This is a genomic window from Paenibacillus sp. BGI2013, assembly GCF_002843485.1.
GTDB lineage: Bacteria > Bacillota > Bacilli > Paenibacillales > Paenibacillaceae > Paenibacillus > Paenibacillus amylolyticus.
In genome coordinates this window covers 88,253-103,872 of the sequence record NZ_PJFA01000003.1, presented here as the reverse complement: position 1 = coordinate 103,872, position 15,620 = coordinate 88,253, and the positions used below count along the sequence as shown (strand labels likewise).

Annotated in this window: 17 protein-coding genes; 1 reads left to right on the top strand and 16 read right to left on the bottom strand. The window is 48.0% G+C overall.

Annotated elements, in window-relative coordinates; genetic code table 11:
- Nucleotides 1-17 precede the first annotated feature (17 nt).
- On the bottom strand, nucleotides 18-191 hold the full coding sequence (locus tag CXK86_RS32010; protein ID WP_155985128.1) for a hypothetical protein: 174 nt from the start codon (nucleotides 189-191) through the stop codon (nucleotides 18-20).
- A gap of 401 nt (nucleotides 192-592) precedes the next feature.
- Between CXK86_RS32010 and rpmB the strand changes: the two genes are divergently transcribed.
- Nucleotides 593-781: a 50S ribosomal protein L28 gene (rpmB, locus tag CXK86_RS07850; protein WP_017687459.1), complete on the top strand. Its 189-nt coding sequence runs from the start codon at nucleotides 593-595 to the stop codon at nucleotides 779-781.
- 193 nt (nucleotides 782-974) lie between these two features.
- Here the strand turns inward: rpmB and spoVM are convergent, their stop codons facing one another.
- The 15 genes from spoVM to remA all read right to left on the bottom strand — a co-directional run bounded on the left by spoVM (nucleotide 975) and on the right by remA (nucleotide 15,582).
- Entirely contained in the window at nucleotides 975-1,055 is an 81-nt protein-coding gene (gene spoVM / locus CXK86_RS07845; RefSeq protein WP_019424875.1) for a stage V sporulation protein SpoVM, read from the bottom strand.
- Nucleotides 1,056-1,222: 167 nt separating this feature from the next.
- On the bottom strand, nucleotides 1,223-1,474 hold the full coding sequence (locus tag CXK86_RS07840) for a hypothetical protein (RefSeq protein ID WP_047843680.1): 252 nt from the start codon (nucleotides 1,472-1,474) through the stop codon (nucleotides 1,223-1,225).
- Between the two features lie 3 nt (nucleotides 1,475-1,477).
- A complete protein-coding gene (gene rpe / locus CXK86_RS07835; RefSeq protein ID WP_017687456.1) occupies nucleotides 1,478-2,137 on the bottom strand; it encodes a ribulose-phosphate 3-epimerase in 660 nt (219 codons plus the stop codon).
- Nucleotide 2,138: 1 nt separating this feature from the next.
- A complete protein-coding gene (gene rsgA / locus CXK86_RS07830) occupies nucleotides 2,139-3,047 on the bottom strand; it encodes a ribosome small subunit-dependent GTPase A (RefSeq protein WP_076250885.1) in 909 nt (302 codons plus the stop codon).
- A gap of 61 nt (nucleotides 3,048-3,108) precedes the next feature.
- A complete protein-coding gene (gene pknB, locus CXK86_RS07825; protein WP_076250883.1) occupies nucleotides 3,109-5,319 on the bottom strand; it encodes a Stk1 family PASTA domain-containing Ser/Thr kinase in 2,211 nt (736 codons plus the stop codon).
- Complete coding sequence (locus tag CXK86_RS07820; protein WP_036614606.1) at nucleotides 5,316-6,092, bottom strand: Stp1/IreP family PP2C-type Ser/Thr phosphatase; 777 nt, start codon at nucleotides 6,090-6,092, stop codon at nucleotides 5,316-5,318. Before CXK86_RS07820 ends, pknB begins: the two co-directional genes overlap by 4 nt.
- 7 nt (nucleotides 6,093-6,099) lie before the next feature.
- Nucleotides 6,100-7,140, bottom strand: coding sequence for a dual-specificity RNA methyltransferase RlmN (rlmN, locus tag CXK86_RS07815; RefSeq protein WP_036614609.1), 1,041 nt, complete (start codon nucleotides 7,138-7,140; stop codon nucleotides 6,100-6,102).
- Between the two features lie 252 nt (nucleotides 7,141-7,392).
- Nucleotides 7,393-8,871 carry a 16S rRNA (cytosine(967)-C(5))-methyltransferase RsmB gene (gene rsmB / locus CXK86_RS07810; protein ID WP_083684417.1) on the bottom strand — a complete coding sequence of 493 codons (1,479 nt, stop codon included), beginning with the start codon at nucleotides 8,869-8,871 and terminating at the stop codon, nucleotides 7,393-7,395.
- Nucleotides 8,868-9,821 carry a methionyl-tRNA formyltransferase gene (gene fmt / locus CXK86_RS07805; RefSeq protein WP_101313593.1) on the bottom strand — a complete coding sequence of 318 codons (954 nt, stop codon included), beginning with the start codon at nucleotides 9,819-9,821 and terminating at the stop codon, nucleotides 8,868-8,870. Before fmt ends, rsmB begins: the two co-directional genes overlap by 4 nt.
- Nucleotides 9,822-9,833: 12 nt before the next feature.
- Nucleotides 9,834-10,322, bottom strand: a complete 489-nt coding sequence (def, locus tag CXK86_RS07800; protein ID WP_017687449.1) for a peptide deformylase — start codon at nucleotides 10,320-10,322, stop codon at nucleotides 9,834-9,836.
- Nucleotides 10,323-10,438: 116 nt separating this feature from the next.
- Nucleotides 10,439-12,988, bottom strand: a complete 2,550-nt coding sequence (gene priA, locus CXK86_RS07795; RefSeq protein ID WP_101313592.1) for a primosomal protein N' — start codon at nucleotides 12,986-12,988, stop codon at nucleotides 10,439-10,441.
- 3 nt (nucleotides 12,989-12,991) lie between these two features.
- Nucleotides 12,992-14,227: a bifunctional phosphopantothenoylcysteine decarboxylase/phosphopantothenate--cysteine ligase CoaBC gene (gene coaBC, locus CXK86_RS07790; protein WP_101313591.1), complete on the bottom strand. Its 1,236-nt coding sequence runs from the start codon at nucleotides 14,225-14,227 to the stop codon at nucleotides 12,992-12,994.
- A 138-nt stretch (nucleotides 14,228-14,365) separates the two neighbouring features.
- The gene (gene rpoZ / locus CXK86_RS07785) at nucleotides 14,366-14,578 is read right to left on the bottom strand and encodes a DNA-directed RNA polymerase subunit omega (protein WP_036614619.1); all 213 of its coding nucleotides are present in this window, start codon (nucleotides 14,576-14,578) and stop codon (nucleotides 14,366-14,368) included.
- A gap of 157 nt (nucleotides 14,579-14,735) precedes the next feature.
- On the bottom strand, nucleotides 14,736-15,308 hold the full coding sequence (gene gmk / locus CXK86_RS07780) for a guanylate kinase (RefSeq protein ID WP_017687445.1): 573 nt from the start codon (nucleotides 15,306-15,308) through the stop codon (nucleotides 14,736-14,738).
- A 13-nt stretch (nucleotides 15,309-15,321) separates the two neighbouring features.
- Nucleotides 15,322-15,582: an extracellular matrix/biofilm regulator RemA gene (gene remA, locus CXK86_RS07775; RefSeq protein ID WP_006209218.1), complete on the bottom strand. Its 261-nt coding sequence runs from the start codon at nucleotides 15,580-15,582 to the stop codon at nucleotides 15,322-15,324.
- Nucleotides 15,583-15,620 lie beyond the last annotated feature (38 nt).

Sequence of the window (15,620 nt, the reverse complement as noted above, 5' to 3'; positions counted from 1 at the left end):
AGATGTGTCTGGTCTGTTCATGCGCTAACGCGGACTGCGTTATTCTTCGTCCATACCTTGTCCGGCACAGGCATACAATACAACATGTCAGCCGGATTAACGGTCTGGGCGGCCGGGCTACCAATATCCTGCACTCTCTGCACCCCTAACTTCGGGGCATACGGATATGCACCGGTATCAAGAGCCGGCATGAATGCCGCATGGAGACTGGTGCCAATGATGGAATGCCGCAGCTCACAGCGTTGCCAAAAAGCAGACCACCGACCTCTAAGTACGGTTTATTCTCCGACTTCCTCGCGGCAACAGCCTGTTCACCACTGTATTATGGACTACTCAACATTGTACTATATTAGACAGGAGAAATAAATAAAGTTTTTGGATCAGTTGACGAAGCTTTTTTAATTATGATATTATATTCAAGTATTGTTTTATGCAGGTTAAGTAATGGAAATGATCCGGTTCATGCCGGCTTAAACAACGCCATTAGCTACTGAAACCTGATCTTTATGATCAGGAAGAACAATTTAGTCCTTATGGAATGACTTTTCGTTTCTGAAGGCAACTGGTTATTTTAGGATAGGAGGTGTAATCTATGTCTCGCAAATGTTATGTGACAGGTAAGAAACCGGGCACCGGTAACCACGTATCCCACGCTAACAACCGTAACCGTCGTACTTGGGGCGTAAACGTTCAGAAGGTCCGCATTCTCGTTGACGGCAAACCAAAACGTGTATACGTAAGCACCCGTGCACTGAAAGCCGGTAAAGTGACTCGCGTATAATCACGCAAAGCTACTATAAATCGGGTAAGCAAAAAGCACCTTGTTCCTTGCAGGTGCTTTTTTGGTATTCAAAAAAGGGATTCTTGAATACGCTCATTAACATGTGAATGGCCGCCGCATGGCGCTTCGCAGGTACGAATTCCAGATAAGCCTGAGCCAAAGCGGCGGTATCCCTGTTACCTTATCAATCGGATCAGTTCTTTTGAAACGTATTAAGAATCGCCTTTACAAACCCTCCCAAAAACTTCGGCAGTTTGAATGTGTAAAATTTCATAATTCACCCTCCCCATCATGCTCATGCGTCCGCCGTATCCTATGCTTCAGGCCTTCTTTACCTCAAACACGACAAAAAAGGCTACATGAGAAACCTGCTCATGTAACCATATTTATGCGGAACCTTCGATCCCTATTCCACAATGACAAGCCCGAAGATCAGGTCATTTACGTTTGGGCAGGAATATATTGATAGGCAGCGATCATGAAAACACTCAGTAAATAATACAGTATGCCGAAAATGACAAAAGTAACCCGATGTCCCGTACGATCAAATTTGCGGAAATACATAATAACAACGCCTACCCCGATTAATGACGTAATAGCATTAAACGGGGATTGAATAACCGCAAACAAAGCAAGCACAAGTCCCGTCACGAGACTCGCAGCCATCGTCCACAGTGTCTCCTTGAGGGTCATAGATCAGCCTCCGTAGCTACGGCGAATTTCAGTAATCGCGGCAGCGCGATCCTCACGGCCAAATACGGCACTCCCAGCAACGAGCACATCTGCTCCAGCTTCCACCACAAGCGGGGCTGTATCGGCAGCAATTCCGCCATCTACTTCGATATGTACATCATGGCGTCCCTTTTCGTTCAACCAGGTACGAATCTGCTTGATTTTGTTCATCGTACCCGAGATAAATGCCTGTCCGCCAAAGCCAGGATTGACCGTCATGACAAGAACCATATCCACATCATCCAGAACTTCGAGAATGGCAGACGCTGGCGTTCCTGGATTAAGGGCAACTCCTGCTTTCACTCCTTGCTCCTTAATTAAATGAATAACGCGGTGCAAATGCACACAAGCCTCAGCATGAACGGTAATTACCGCTGCACCCGCTTTGGCAAATTCCTCAACATAACGCTCCGGATTCTCAATCATCAAATGCACATCGAGCGGCAAGCTTGTATGTGGAGCGATTGCCTTCACAATCGCAGGTCCAAGCGTAATATTAGGGACGAAATGGCCGTCCATAACGTCAACATGAATCCAGTCTCCTCCTGCAGCTTGGGCTTCTGCAACTTCCGCACCAAGGCGGGCAAAATCAGCTGATAATATCGATGGGGCAATTTTAATCATGTTAATACCTCCGCTTCTTATCTTTCATTTCGTTCAGGAACAGCACATAGTGCTGATATCGGCTTTCGGAGATCAGACCTTCCTCCTTGGCCGCAAGCACACGACAGCCTGGTTCATGTGTATGGGTACAACCTCGGAATTTGCACTGATCTGCATACTGGGCGAATTCCCGGAAACAAGTGGAGAGTTCCTCCACACCGATCTCCAGAAAGTCCAGTTGGCTGAATCCTGGCGTATCCGCAACAAATCCACCATTATCCAACGGAATAAGCTCCACGTGCCTGGTGGTGTGTTTCCCTCGTCCTAGACGCATGCTGATCGCATTTGTCTCCAGCGTCAGGCCCGGCATCAATGCATTTAACATCGAAGACTTGCCTACACCGGATTGTCCGGAGAATACGCTGATCTTACCAGCCAGACGGTCTCTGAGCAATTCACTGCCTTCACCGGTACGTGAACTTGTGGAGATCACCTCATAACCAACCTGTTCATACAATGCTTTCACTTCAGCAACAGTGTCTTTGGATGGATCAGCCAAATCCAGTTTGGTCAACACAATGAGTGCATCCAGCCCCGCCTGTTCGATGTGAACAAGGAACTTGTCCAACAGGTTCAGGTTCATATCCGGTTCCTTCACAGAGAACACAAGAACAGCCAAACTTACATTGGCTACAGGAGGACGGATAAGTTCCGTCTCACGCTTCCGAATTTCATCAACCGTTCCTTCTCCATTCTCAGTCAACATGTAGCTGACGCGATCACCTACAAGCGGTGATGTTCCCCGCTTTCTGAAGATACCTCTGGCTCGACATTGAACGGCGGAACCTTCAACCGAAGGAACCCCGTTGTCTTCCACTGGCATGACATAATAGTAACCGCTTAGCGCTTTAACGATGATACCTTCTGGCATAGCTCCGACGCCCTCCTTTAGATGGTGGTACATTTACTCCAGACGCCAGCATAAGCCGCCCTTATGGACGGCTTGATGCGTTAATGACTTCCTTTTTCTTCTCTTTTTCCTTGCCGTGCCCCTTACCATTATTCATGGCAGAAGTGTCCTCATCTACGCTCTCACCCTCACCGTCTGCCGGTGTGGACTCAGGTTCACCTTCCTGATTGGAATCAACACTTCCCTCATCCACGCTACCTTCACCTGGATCAGGCTCATTTTCTGGCGGCGTCTCAGTGCTTTGTTCCGGGTCAATGGAAGGTACGTTTACTGTTCCGTTTTTGGCTTCACTGTAGGAGACAAGATACGTATCCAGGAACTGTCCATCACGATAGACGGACACAGCCCCATTTTCATTTGGAGCGAGTACAAGTGGAATGGTCAAGATCTGGGTTGAGTTCACGGTGCGAGTTCCCCATTCCTGATTCTTGCCACGTGCATCTTCATATGTGATACGGATTTTACTGTTTTTGCCCTCTTCTTTGGGTGATACATTGATATCAAAAGGATATTGCAGCGCTTCAGGTGGATACCCTGTGCTGATAAAGATCGTAATCTTATCGCCAGGACTCACATCTGCGCCCGCTTCCACAGGCCATTGCTGCGTCACTTTGCCCTTTTCTACCGTATAACTTTGTTCTTCCTGTACCTGAGCAAGCTCAAGTCCAGCAGATTTAAGTTTTTCTTCGGCTTCACTGCGGGTAAGATTTTTCAGATCAGGCATTTTGACCGTTTCAGTGCCTTTACTTACGGTTAACTCAATCTGAACTGTCTCTGGATCAAATTCCTCATTGACACCCGGTGTCTGGGAAATAACAGAACCTGAAGCCACATCATTGGAGAAGTCATCTTTCCGCTGAATCTGATCTTCCTTAATGCCAAGCGCAGTCAACTTCTTGACAGCCTCATCATAAGTTTCTTGTTTGACATCAATCATCTTCACCAGTTCTTTTTCTGCACCAACACTGATCTGGACTTCGGAGCCTTCTTTGACAACATCGCCTTCTTTTCTGCTCTGGTCAAACACAATACCGGGTTCGACACCTTCCTGGTACAGACGGATGACCTCATCACTGACGACGAGTCCTTTCTCCTCAAGCATTTCCCGAGCCTTTTCTTCAGTCTGGGTGATCACGTTAGGTACGGTAACTTCAGGTACAACCAACATACCCTTGACATACCATACAACACCCACCATGGCGATTAGAATAAGAACGGTTAATGAAATGAGTAGAGCTGGCTTCTTCCAGCTCTTCGATTTCGCTTTACCCTTGCCAGTTTCTTCGTCAGACTCCATCACAGGCACCGCACCCGTCGATGTAACTCCACGCGGTTCAGGCTTGATCGCTGGCATTACGCGAGTCTGGTCTATATCATCCTCATCCGGAAAATCAATCTTCGTTTCATTTCGTCTCTCCGGCATCAGGCAAGTTTCCAGATCGGTCTGCATTTCTTTGGCCGACTGATAACGTTCCTGCGGATTTTTACGCATGGATTTTAAGATGACATTTTCCACACTTTGCGGAATCAATGGATTGAATTTGCGTGGTTCATCGAACTCTTCCTGCAAATGCTTCAATGCCACACTGATTGGACTTTCACCCAGAAACGGAAGTTGCCCGGTAAGCATTTGGTAAAGTACGATCCCAAGAGAATATAAGTCCGATTTTTCACCAGTAACGATGCCTTTGGCATGCTCTGGTGAGAAGTAATGTACAGAACCAACTACGGAACCGGTCTGCGTAATCGTTGTAGATGTAACCGCACGGGCAATCCCGAAATCCGTTACTTTCACACGGCCATTCCGGCCAATTAATATATTGTGGGGTTTGATATCCCGATGAATGATTTGATTATGATGTGCATGATCAAGAGCATCTGCAATCTGGGAAGCGATTCGCACCGATTCGTCCACCTGCAGAGGGGCACGTTCTTTGATAATTTCATTCAGGTTTTTGCCTTCCACATACTCCATGACAATATAATGAACGTCATCTTCCTGCCCCACGTCATAAATGCTGACTACATTCGGATGAGACAGCGATGCTGCCGACTGTGCTTCCCTGCGGAAACGGCGAATAAACTCTTCGTCATGCACAAACTGTTGTCTAAGAACTTTGATCGCTACATTCCGGTTCAACAGAAGATCCTGGGCTTTGTACACAAGAGCCATGCCGCCACCACCGACACGCTCAATCACTTCATAGCGTCCGCCTAGCTGGTGCCCAATCATGACTCACACCCCGTTTCCGTATCCACGGAACCTTCCCTCTGCAACTCGAACAAAGCAACCGTGATGTTGTCGTCTCCCCCAGCAAGTAAAGCCAACTGAAGCAGTCGGTCTGCACGATCTTCCAATGCCAGTTCCAGATTGCCGGCAACCTGAATAATCTGCTCATTGCTGACCAGGTTACTGAGACCATCACTGCACAGGAGAAGAACTTCGCCTTCCTCCAGCTTGACGGTATCCAGATCTACCTTCACCTCGGCATCTGTTCCAAGCGCACGAGTTAGTACGTTGCGACGTGGATGATGGGACACATCCTCTTTGCTAATCTGACCATTTTTGAACAATTCATTCACCAGTGTATGGTCCTCGGTTAGCTGGATCACAGCTTTGTTCGCAATTTTGTAGGCTCTGCTATCACCGATGTGTCCAATAACACCTTCCGTATCGTTCAATAAAGCCGCAACTACCGTTGTTCCCATGTTGTGATACTTGTCATCTGTTGATGCCGTGCGGAAGATAACTTCGTTGGCATGCAAAATAGCATCGCTGAGAGCCGCAGACAGAGACGCATGTGACAGACCTGGTTCCAGTGTTCCCAGATCTTTCACCAACGTCTCTACTGCCAAGCGGCTTGCCGTATCCCCTGCAAGATGTCCACCCATGCCATCGGCAACAATACCCAGAATATATCCTGTATCGAGATTACGAATCCAGGCTGAATCTTCATTCACCGAACGCACTCGTCCGATATGGCTCACATGAACTGTTTTGATCAAAACGTTCTCACCTCAACTCCATATGCTTTGCACGAAGCTGACCGCAAGCGGCAGCAATATCATGTCCCTGTTCACGACGAATGGTTACATTAACACCCTGTTCCGAGAGAATCTTCTGAAAATTGAAAATGTCGCTTCTCGATGTTCTTACATATTTGCGTTCAGGTACATGGTTAACCGGAATCAGATTCACGTGGCACAACATGTTCTTAAGCACACTTGCCAGTTCTGCTGCATGCTCTGGCTGATCGTTTACCCCACCAATAAGTGCATACTCGAACGTAATTCTCCGACCTGTTTTGGCCAGATAATAACGAAGGGACTCCATCACGTCTTCAAAAGGAAAACGACGGTTAACCGGCATCAATTTCGAACGCAGTGCATCATTTGGTGCATGGATCGAAATGGCGAGGTTAATCTGTGTATCTTCATCTGCAAACTTGTAGATGTTCGGAACGATTCCGCTCGTGGATACCGTGATGTGACGCTGACCGATGTTCAGCCCTTTTTCATGAATCATAATGCGCAGGAAAGTCATCGTAGCTTCATAGTTTTCAAAAGGTTCACCCGAACCCATGATCACGATGCTGCTGACACGCTCGCCCCGTTCATCCAGAATTTTCTGAGCCTGCACAACCTGTGCAACAATCTCCCCAGCCGTAAGGTTACGCTTGAGACCACCCAATGTGGATGCACAGAACGTACAACCAATACGACAACCAACCTGTGTGGTTACACAGATGCTGTTCCCGTAGTTATGCTTCATGATTACTGTCTCAATGGCATGATCATCATGAAGACCAAAGAGGAATTTAACCGTTCCATCCTTGGATTCAAACTTGGTAATTTCCTTAAGCGTTACAAATTCAAATTGCTCTGTCAGTTTTTCACGCAATGGCTTGGACAGATTGGTCATTTCACTGAAATCATTCACGCGTTTTACATAAATCCAGTCAAAGATTTGGCCACCGCGAAACGCCGGCTCCCCATTCTCCACAGCCCATTGCTGCAGTTGTTCCAGAGAATAATCATATATAAAAGGTTTCATTTTGTTGTCAACACCTATTCCTTCTTTTCTTTTCGTTGGCTTCCTTCTTTTCGTTCCATTCGTCCTATTCTATCACAAAGACCACGTTACATCCATGTATACCCTTGATATCTGTACTTCATGCATTATAACATCTCAATGCCGCCATCGCACCCTGTCACCACATTCTCTGACAATTATATCGAAGTCCCATCACAAAGAAATCCGCCGAAGTTCCCCTCGGCGGTCATACTTCCGTGCTCTATTAAACTGTTATTCCACTGTTTTTGTCAACCGTGCGATGAAAAATCCGTCACTGTGAGCGTATTGTGGCAAAATCTGAATACCACCGTTCACAACCTTCAAGTTCGCTGTCTCCGATTCAGACCAGACGGATGCTTCTGCTGGGCTGTATTCCGGATGTCGATTCAAGAAGTCTGCAACCATATCCTCATTCTCAGCAGGCTCAATCGTACACGTGCTATACACCAGAATACCACCTGGTTTTAACAACGGCGCAACCTGATCAAGCAATTCACGTTGCAAGCCTGCGATATCTTCGATATCTTTTACGGTTTTGGTCCATTTCACATCAGGCTTGCGGCGAATAACACCCAGACCTGAACATGGTGCATCCAGCAAAATGCGGTCAAACGACGCTTCCGGGTACCGTTCATTCAGGTCTAGTGCATCTCCAGTTACAGCATCGATACAAGTCAGACCGAGACGCTCCGCCTGATCCAGGATCAGCTGGCGCTTGTGAGCATGTACATCATTCGCGACAATACGACCGCGATCCTGCATTTTCTCAGCCATATGAGCTGTTTTACCACCTGGAGCTGCGCAGCAATCCAATACAAGTTGGTCTACTTCTGGCGCAACTGCTTCAGCGACAAGCATGGAACTTTCGTCCTGTACAGAGAACAACCCGTCCCGATACCAGGACGTTAGAGCCATGTTTCCGCCACTACGTACAAGAATTCCATCGGAACTCAGCTGAGAAGCTTCAACGACTGCACCTGTACTGGTCATCTCATGCATCAGTTTCTCCCGTGTGGTCATTGTTGTGTTGACCCGGACACTCACCGCTGGCGGCTCATTATTCGCACGACAGATCGCTTCCGCTGTCTCTTCGCCGTACTGGGCAATCCAGCGTTCAACCATCCATAACGGGTGGGAATGCTCCAGTGAAATACGTTCTGCAGCGGACAGATGTTCTGGAATACGAAGTTCATCCCGATTGCGGATCATATTGCGGAGCACTCCATTCACCATACCCGAGATTCCCTGATGGCCCAGTTTCTTCGCCAGATTAACCGCTTCGCTCACCACGGCATGCTCCGGAATACGATCCAGGTATATCATCTGATAGACGCTGATTCGCAGCAGGCTACGAACCCATGGTTGCAGTTTGGATACTCCTTTGGCGACGTAACGTTCCAGAAAATAATCAAGTGTATTCAATCTGGCGATTGTTCCATACACCAATTCGGTAGCTAGTCCAGCATCTGCGGGGCTTAAATCCGCCTCTTTCAGACGGCGGTTCAACTCCAGATTACTGTATGCTCCATCTTGCTCAACAGCACTCAGAACCTTGACTGCCAATGTACGAGCAGATGTTTTGGGTTGCTGGGAGCGCGATGCACCACCCGATTTACCCGAATTCGAACGCCGGTTTCCTTCACGTCCGGATGAATTTCCATTAGCTTTCTGGCCTTTTCCTGACGAACGACCTGGTATGTTATCGCTCATCGCAGCACCGTTCCAGGTTTCAGTGTACCACCGCGAGCAAAGTCAGCGGCCTGCATCACCTTTTTACCTGCTGGCTGCACTTCAGTCAACCAGAGAGACCCATTGCCTGTGCGGACTTCAATCCCTGCCTTATTCAATTGCAGCACCGTTCCCGGCTCTGCTTGTCCAGCATCCGAAGAAGTTTCTAGGTCCACCTGATTGGGGTTAGCCGCAGCCCAAACTTTGAAGACCTGATCATCCCACATCGTAAATGCACCGGAGAATGGCACAAGACCACGAATCTGATTGAACAGTTCACGTGAAGTACGACTCCAGTCCATTTTCTCGTCATCCCGAGTCAGATTGCGAGCATATGAAGCCTCGGCATCATCCTGAGGGACCGCCGTTGTCTCGCCTGCAATCAATCGTGGCATTTCTGTCTGAAGCAGTTTGGAACCAGCCTCACTTAATTTATCAAACATTGATCCTGATGTATCTTCATCCGTAATTGGCAGTTCCACACGCGAGATCATATCTCCGGTGTCCAGGCCTTCAGCCATATACATCAATGTGACTCCTGTCACGGATTCCCCGTTAATAATGGAACGTTGGATCGGGGCTCCTCCCCGATATTTCGGTAAAAGAGAGCCATGCACGTTCACACAACCACGAACAGGCATATCCAGCACGGCTTTGGGCAGAATCTGTCCAAAGGCCGCGGTTACGATCAGATCCGGCTCCCATTCAGCCAAGCGGGCTACGGCTTCCGGATCACGCAATTTAACAGGTTGAAACACCGGCAGACCGTGGCGTTCTGCCGCGGCCTTAACCGGTGTTGGCGTAAGTACTTTTTTGCGTCCCTGTGGTTTATCAGGCTGAGTCACCACACCCACCACATTGTATCCCTCTGCCATCAGCATATCGAGAGAAGGAACTGCAAATTCAGGCGTTCCCATAAAGACAATATTCAAATTGATCACTCCTTAATTACGACGCGGTCCCGTTTGATCGGCTGCAATTTCGTACACTTTCTCGGCGACATCCGTAAAGAGTACGCCATCCAGATGATCAATCTCATGCTGGAATGCACGGGACAGCAAGCCACTACCCGTAATAATCAGCTCTTTGCCTTCACGATCCAGACCTTTAACTGTAACGGTCTCGAAACGGCGAACATCACCATTAATTCCAGGGATACTCAGACAACCTTCTGGTCCAAATTGTTCTCCCTCACTTGCAATGATCTCCGGGTTAATCATCTTGATCAGCCCTTGCTCATCACCTGCGTCAATAACAATCAGACGTTTCAAAATACCAACCTGCGGCGCAGCAAGACCCACACCTTCCGCATCGTACATGGTATCAGCCATATCATCCAGCAATTTTTGTACATTTGGTGTAATTTTGGTTACCTCTTTGGCTCTCTTGTGGAGCACCTCATCTGGTTCTTGCACGATAATGCGAATCGACATGTTGTAAGCACCTTCCTAATCCTCATCATAATTTCAGGACGATATCTGTATTTTTGGGATATTCATTTTAATCTATGTTTATACCGCTTGTTTACATCCGCATTGCTGCAAAATGCTTACATTAACATTTGCGGGTCTACATCCAGACTAATAAGCAATTTTTGCGCCTGAACATCATCGTCCATGCGCCGGGCCGTAGCCAGAGCGAGTCCTATGGCGTCTACATCCCCCCGCCATTTTATCATACATTGGAATCTGTATCTATTCTTGATCCGAGGAATCGGAGACGCTACCGGCCCCAGTACATCAAAGGCATCATTGCTGAATCGATCCAGACTGCCGAGCCATCCGGCCGCATTAGCCTTCTCTTTCAGTATTCGCGTATAGTTCTCGGCAAGACGAATCAATACCGGAAGTTGCTCATGCGAAAAGGTCACCAGAATCAGGCGACAGTATGGCGGATATTGCAAATTGCGACGGTGCAGCAATTCCTCACGTACAAACGACACATAGTCATGCTGACTCGCATGGCCAATGGAGTAGTGTTCCGGCGTATAGGACTGAACAAACACTTCACCAGGCAATTGGTGCCGACCCGCTCGGCCAGCTACCTGTGTTAATAACTGAAACGTTTTTTCCGCAGCACGGAAATCAGGTAAATTCAACGCTGAATCCGCTGTTATCACGCCAACCAGGGTTACATCCGGGAAATCAAGTCCCTTCGCAACCATCTGGGTGCCCAGCAATACATCCGCCTTTTTCTCACGAAACTGTTTCAGTAGCTTCTCGTGAGCCCCTTTTTCCGTTGTTGTATCCACATCCATCCGAATGACCCGAATACCCGGGAAGAGCTTGGCAAGCTCTTCCTCGACTCGCTGTGTACCTGTACCAAAGTATCGAATATGCTCACTTCCACAGTCCGGACACACTTCCGGAGCCGCTTCCGCATACCCGCAGTAATGACAACGGAGATTATTCGAGCGCTGATGATACGTCAATGAAATATCACATTCAGGACAACCTGCCACATATCCACAACTTCGGCACATAACAAAGGTCGAATATCCACGGCGATTCAGCAAAAGCACCGTCTGTTCACCACGCTCCAAGCGTTCCTCCAGCCCTTTGTGCAAAGCCCTGCTGAACATGGAGCGGTTGCCATCCTTCAACTCTTCACGCATATCAACGATCCGCACTTCAGGCAACTTGTTACCCAGTGCCCGTGTTGGCATCTCCAGCAAGAGTGGTGCAAAATCATCATTACTCTGCGAGCGTGCCGCGTAATAACTTTCCAGCGAAGGTGTCGCTGAACCCAGAACAACCACGGCCTCGTGCTGCTGTGCTCTTTTTACCGCTACATCACGAGCATGATATTTCGGAGTTTCCTCCTGTTTGTAGGAAGTCTCGTGTTCCTCATCCATAATGATCAACCCAAGCCGACTGAATGGAGCAAATACAGCTGAACGCGCCCCAATCGCAACCTTCACCTGACCCTCACGAATCTTGCGCCATTCATCATAACGTTCACCGCCAGACAGACGACTGTGCATAACAGCAACTTGGTCCCCAAATCGCCCTTTAAAACGTTCTACCATCTGTGGTGTGAGTGCAATCTCAGGCACCAGTACGATAGCCTGGCGATCCTGTTCGATGCATTGTTGAATGGTTTGAAGGTAGACTTCCGTCTTGCCACTACCCGTAACACCATGTAGCAAAAATACCCCATGGCGTTGTTCCTGCAATCGGCCATTGATATTGTCGTAGACAAGTTTTTGCTCATCGGTCAGAACCAGCGGTTCAGTCGCTTTGAACGTCCTGCCCTGATAAGGGTCACGGAAGACCTCAACGTCCTCGGTGACGATCAATCCCTTTTCCTCAAGCCCTTTAATGGTTGCGGCCGATACCTGTAGTGTAGATAACACTTCTTTCATCGGCATGGGCAGCAGTTCTTTCATTTCCAGCAAAAAAGCCAGAATCTCCTTCTGCCGCTGCGCTTTCGCCGGGAATGAAGCAAGTGCTTCCTGAGCAGCAGCAATATCTACAGCCAGATCAACGGACTTCATCGTTTTTTTATTTAACTTGTCCTTGATGGCCTGACTTTCCAGCAGTACACCACCAAGCAATAATTTCTTAATTAGTGCAGCATGATTGGGATATTTCCGACTCAGTTGTTGCAGCGGTACCTGACCCCGACTTTTGACAAAACGGATGATATCCTGCTGTACTTTCTCAGTCGTAGACTCTTCTCCCCAAACAAATAACACCTCATCATCCGGTTGTGCACCCGCCATCTGTCCATCAAGTGCATCTCCCAGCGAGATGTATCGCTCTGCTTTCCCTTTCAATGCCGTCGGCACCATGACCTGCAATGACAAAATCCGGTTACTGGCATAACGTCCACTCATCCATTCGGCCAACTCAACCAAATCCTTTGACAACGGGGGAACAATGTCCAGTAACTCCTGAATCTGCTTAAGCTTGAATGTTTCCTCTCCGGTACGCGGCACAAGATCAATCACGAATCCCTGCACCGTCCGATGACCAAAAGGCACACCCACCCGGCTGCCAATCTCGATCCATTCTCTCATCGATTCAGGTACCAGGTAATCAAACGGCCGATCTGTTTCCTTCACGGGAACATCGACTATGACCTTGGCAATCTCCATATCCTAATTCCTCCCGGCAATGCGCTCCGCCGCAATCTGGAGCAACCGATGAGCCACATCGTCCTTGGCCATCACTGGAAGCTCCTCCACCAAACCTTCCCGGTCATAGATATGTACCGCGTTGGTGTCTGTTCCAAATCCTGCACCCGTGCGGGTTACATCATTGGCTACGATCAGATCACAGTTTTTCCGTTCCAATTTCTCACGTGCATACATCTCAACTGACTGAGTCTCCGCAGCAAAACCAATCAAAAACTGATGGGTTTTCTGTTTGCCCAGTGTTTCAAGAATATCTATATTTTTAATAAGTTCGAGCGACAGCGTGTCGCCTTTCTTCTTGATCTTCTCAGTATAAACTTCCTTTGGACGATAATCGGCAACTGCCGCCGCCTTAACCACGATATCAGCATCGTCCCACTCGCGTGTTACCGCTTCATACATATCCTGTGCAGACTGTACAGGGATCAACTCCACGTTCTCCGGTGGCTTGGATTGGGTACTGCCCATAACCAATTTCACATCTGCCCCCAGATCACGCGCAGCTGCGGCTATGGCAAATCCCATTTTGCCAGATGAATCGTTCGTAATGTATCGTACTGGGTCAATGCGCTCAATCGTACCTCCAGCCGTAACGACAACCTTCTTGCCTTGTAACAATGGAGCTTGTCCCTGCCGGCTAATATCTGCAGACTCGCGCTGTTCGAAGAAACGTTCCACCACATCCACAATGCTCTCCGGTTCTTCCAGACGTCCCTTGCCCACATATCCACACGCAAGCAGACCTTCACCCGGTTCAATCATCATGGCGCCTCGTTCCACAAGCAGGTTCATATTATGCTTTACAGCTGGATGATCATACATATGTACATTCATCGCTGGTGCAATCATGACAGGGGCTGTCGTCGCAAGAAGAGTTGTTGAGAGCATATCATCTGCCATGCCATGCGCCATCTTGGCAATCACATTGGCTGTTGCCGGAGCAACCAGAACAAGATCAGCCAGATCGGCCAGATGAATATGAGATACGACTGCTGGTTCACGCTCATCAAATGTATCGGTATATACGGTGTTTCGGGTCAACGTTTGCAGCGTCAATTCGGTAATAAACTGTGTAGCGGAAGCTGTCATAATCACATGAACATCCGCTCCCTTTTGCACCAGTCTGCTGCATAATGTTGCCGCTTTGTAAGCGGCTATGCCGCCAGTCACACCAAGCACGATTTTTTTACCGTTCAACATGTTTATTTCCCCCGATATTTATACGACGTCTAAGTAAGATTCCGTTAAAATATGCTTATTCGTAAAAAAATAACAACCTCGCGGTTGTCAATTAATCCGGCTTACGCCGTATGCAGTTGAAGAGCAGCCGCAGGCGGCTTACTCTTCTTCTTCGTCCTGTCCTTTGATGACAACGAGCAGGTCTCCATAGATTTCTTCCAGTGCAACTCCAACTTGTTTATGGGATCTCGCACCTCTTAAATCCGTTTTTTCACCTTCACGTAGCTGTCTAGCCCGGCGGGAAGCAGCAACAACAAGGGAATACTTGCTGTCGACTTTGTTCATCATTTCATCAATAGAAGGATACAGCATATTAACAAACACCTCTTCGCATTAGTATAATCGCAAGTTGCCGCCTGACAGAACTGATGTGGCATGTCTTCACACCCGGGCATTCCGAGAAGGGGTGCTTCAGTATATGATATGACAACTGCCCCACTTATATCGCATTCTGCAGCGGCAAAAGGGATTATTTATTGATCTTACAATGTTCGGCGATTATGATGCTTTCTATTCTCTTGCACGCCAAATCAATTTCATCATTAACAACAGCGTAATCATACTGCTCCAGCAGACTGATCTCATCAACCGCCACGGACATCCTGTGATCAATGGTCGCTTGGCTTTCGGTACCACGGCCCTGAATGCGATCTTTCAGCTCGTCCAATGAAGGAGGAAGCAGGAAAACAAAGATCCCTTCCGGGAATTTCTCTTTCACTTTTAACGCGCCTTGAACCTCAATCTCCAGAATGATGTCGCGGCCTTCGTTAATCGTTTTCTCTACAAAATCACGCGGTGTTCCGTAATAATTACCAACATACTCCGCATGTTCCAACAATTGATCTTCAGCAATCATGTTCTGGAACTCTTCATGACTTCTGAAGAAATAGTTCACACCATGTTCTTCACCAAGACGAGGCTGACGGGTTGTTGCCGATACGGAATAGATCAATTCCGGCACCCGTTTGCGCAAAGCGCTGCATACAGTACCCTTCCCGACCCCAGATGGGCCGGACAACACTACCAGTAATCCCTTAGACATATTACACTCCATTTTATTCGTCGTTATCATCATCTTTCGAAGAAAGACGATGGGCGACCGTCTCAGGCTGAACTGCAGACAAAATGACATGATCGCTATCCGTAATAATTACGGCACGAGTACGTCTTCCGTACGTTGCATCAATCAGCATGTGACGATCTCTTGCCTCTTGTATAATTCTCTTGATCGGCGCCGATTCCGGACTCACGATGGATATAATCCGGTTCGCCGATACGATGTTACCGAATCCAATGTTAATGAGTTTGATTGCCATAATCAGGTTCTTCCCCCTATACATGCGACTCTTTTGCC

Excerpts from the sequence above, each read along its gene's own strand:
- rsmB (WP_083684417.1), bottom strand. The coding sequence starts at position 8,871 with ATGAGCGATAACATACCAGGTCGTTCGTCAGGAAAAGGCCAGAAAGCT.
- rsgA (WP_076250885.1), bottom strand. The coding sequence starts at position 3,047 with ATGCCAGAAGGTATCATCGTTAAAGCGCTAAGCGGTTACTATTATGTC.
- coaBC (WP_101313591.1), bottom strand. The coding sequence starts at position 14,227 with ATGTTGAACGGTAAAAAAATCGTGCTTGGTGTGACTGGCGGCATAGCC.
- CXK86_RS32010 (WP_155985128.1), bottom strand. The coding sequence starts at position 191 with ATGCCGGCTCTTGATACCGGTGCATATCCGTATGCCCCGAAGTTAGGG.
- pknB (WP_076250883.1), bottom strand. The coding sequence starts at position 5,319 with ATGATTGGGCACCAGCTAGGCGGACGCTATGAAGTGATTGAGCGTGTC.
- def (WP_017687449.1), bottom strand. The coding sequence starts at position 10,322 with ATGTCGATTCGCATTATCGTGCAAGAACCAGATGAGGTGCTCCACAAG.
- priA (WP_101313592.1), bottom strand. The coding sequence starts at position 12,988 with ATGGAGATTGCCAAGGTCATAGTCGATGTTCCCGTGAAGGAAACAGAT.
- rpe (WP_017687456.1), bottom strand. The coding sequence starts at position 2,137 with ATGATTAAAATTGCCCCATCGATATTATCAGCTGATTTTGCCCGCCTT.
- remA (WP_006209218.1), bottom strand. The coding sequence starts at position 15,582 with ATGGCAATCAAACTCATTAACATTGGATTCGGTAACATCGTATCGGCG.
- rpmB (WP_017687459.1), top strand. The coding sequence starts at position 593 with ATGTCTCGCAAATGTTATGTGACAGGTAAGAAACCGGGCACCGGTAAC.
- gmk (WP_017687445.1), bottom strand. The coding sequence starts at position 15,308 with ATGTCTAAGGGATTACTGGTAGTGTTGTCCGGCCCATCTGGGGTCGGG.
- rlmN (WP_036614609.1), bottom strand. The coding sequence starts at position 7,140 with ATGAAACCTTTTATATATGATTATTCTCTGGAACAACTGCAGCAATGG.
- CXK86_RS07840 (WP_047843680.1), bottom strand. The coding sequence starts at position 1,474 with ATGACCCTCAAGGAGACACTGTGGACGATGGCTGCGAGTCTCGTGACG.
- spoVM (WP_019424875.1), bottom strand. The coding sequence starts at position 1,055 with ATGAAATTTTACACATTCAAACTGCCGAAGTTTTTGGGAGGGTTTGTA.
- rpoZ (WP_036614619.1), bottom strand. The coding sequence starts at position 14,578 with ATGCTGTATCCTTCTATTGATGAAATGATGAACAAAGTCGACAGCAAG.